The sequence below is a fragment of the Devosia sp. genome (assembly GCF_034675085.1).
Lineage (GTDB): Bacteria > Pseudomonadota > Alphaproteobacteria > Rhizobiales > Devosiaceae > Devosia.
Window position 1 is genome coordinate 1 of record NZ_JAUCDN010000462.1, and the last position, 1,805, is coordinate 1,805.

Genomic DNA, 1,805 nt, shown 5'->3' on the forward strand with positions numbered 1-1,805 from the left:
CGGTCCCGAGGTTATTCTCATTAAAGAGGGAAAGCGCCATGCCGAAGGACAGCGGGCTTATGCCGCGGCCCTGGCCGAAAAGCTCCAGGCCAAGGCGCCGGGGCTGACGGAGAAAATCGCCAGCGCAGTGGCGTCGGGTGCCGATCTCAAGCTGGTGGCCGCCGAATGGAGCGCCTTGGCCAAATTGGTCGGTGCTCGCGATCTTCGCCAATCCATCCAGGACGAACTGCCGCTTGTGCTACGCTGGCTGCAGGTGGTCGAACGGCTGAACAATGCCTCGGGTCAGGACAAGGTCATGGCCGGCAAGGTGGTGGCGGCCTGTGCGGCGGGAATCGTCGTCGCCCGCACCGGCAAGCACTGGGTCCCTCTGATCGAGCATGTTGCCGATGCCGTGCCCGCAGTGGCCGCCATGCTCGCTCCCGAGCTGCGCACCAAAATGGTGCGGCTCAAGGCCTCGCCCGGCAAATTGCACCCCTTCCACGCCTATCACCGCCATATGATCTCGGCGCTGCATCCGTGGCTGTCGTTCTGGCTGCTGGCCAAGGCGCCCCATGGCCTGGCGCCGCATCAGCGCCTGCCCTGAACGTTCTGGCCTGCCCCTGACGCAGCAAGGGGTCTGCTTCTGGCTCATCCGAGAGCCAGAAGCAGATCGGTTCGGTTACTCCGCTCGACCAATGGGTCTCGGGGTAACCGTCCCGAGCGGCCGGCAAGCCGGCCGTCTCAAGGACCGAAGGGATCGGAGATCCCTTCAAACATGCCGTTCCGGCAGCCATCAATCGAAAGAAAGAGCATCCGAGCCAGAGGTTGACGCCGGAGAGGTCCACCCCACCATCCCCCACCCCAGCTTCCATCGAAGCTGGGGCAAGCGCCGCAGGCGCCAGTGGACAAATCCGGGGTCAAGTCGGCCTCCGGGCCCCATCCTCAAAATGGGCGCGACAGCGCAAGCGGCGCCAAGAAATCTTTCTGGTCCAGCACTAGCGGGCCAGAACCAACCAAGCAGCATTATGAGGAGGGGAGAGGCCGACGACCTTGGCGAAGCTGTAAATTTTGAAATTCGAAGTCAGAAATGGGGCCGGCATAAGCCATCTGAGACCCTGCCACAATCGTTTGTCCGATGGCCGCTTCGGCCACAGGAGAAATGTAATGGGTATCTCACAATATGACCCTGCCGCTGCAGGGAGACCAGCTTGGAATGCGGGTAGGCAGGTCGGCGCCAAACGTGCTCTCAAAGTCAGACAGATCTGGTCAATCCGCTTCTTTCTTGATCGGGAAGGCCGACTTCGCGATCGAGCCTTGTTCGACCTCGCGCTCGATAGCAAGCTTCGAGGCTGTGACTTGGTGAAAATCAAGATCGGCACGCTTGTGGCGGGACCGTCCATTCGATCTAGATCAATGGTGATCCAGCAGAAGACGGGAAGACCAGTTCAGTTCGAGATCACTGCCGATACGAGGGCCAGCCTGCTCGCCTGGCTCGAACGCCGAGGCGGCGGCGTCGATGATTTCGCATTCCCCAGCCGCGTCCATCCCAACAACCACCTCAGCACGCGACAGTATGCGAGACTTGTCGACGAGTGGGTGACAGCCATCGGTCTTGTACCCGAGGAATACGGAACTCATTCCCTTCGCCGAACCAAGGCGTCGCTCATCTACAAGGCCACAGGGAATTTGCGAGCCATTCAAATCCTGCTTGGTCACAGCAAGATCGAGAACACGGTTCGCTACCTCGGCGTGGACGTCGATGACGCCCTATCGCTTTCCGAGGCGACAGAAATTTAGCTATCAAAGTCTTCGCCGACGGCACTTCA

The 1,805-nt window shown here is 60.6% G+C and carries 2 protein-coding genes; both read left to right on the plus strand.

The features are described 5' to 3' along the window. On the plus strand, positions 1–583 hold a 583-nt coding region (locus VDP82_RS17725), incomplete at its 5' end, for a hypothetical protein (protein ID WP_323016137.1). A gap of 560 nt (positions 584–1,143) precedes the next feature. Further along, on the plus strand, positions 1,144–1,776 hold the full coding sequence (locus VDP82_RS17730; protein ID WP_323016138.1) for a tyrosine-type recombinase/integrase: 633 nt from the start codon (positions 1,144–1,146) through the stop codon (positions 1,774–1,776). Positions 1,777–1,805: the final 29 nt, after the last annotated feature.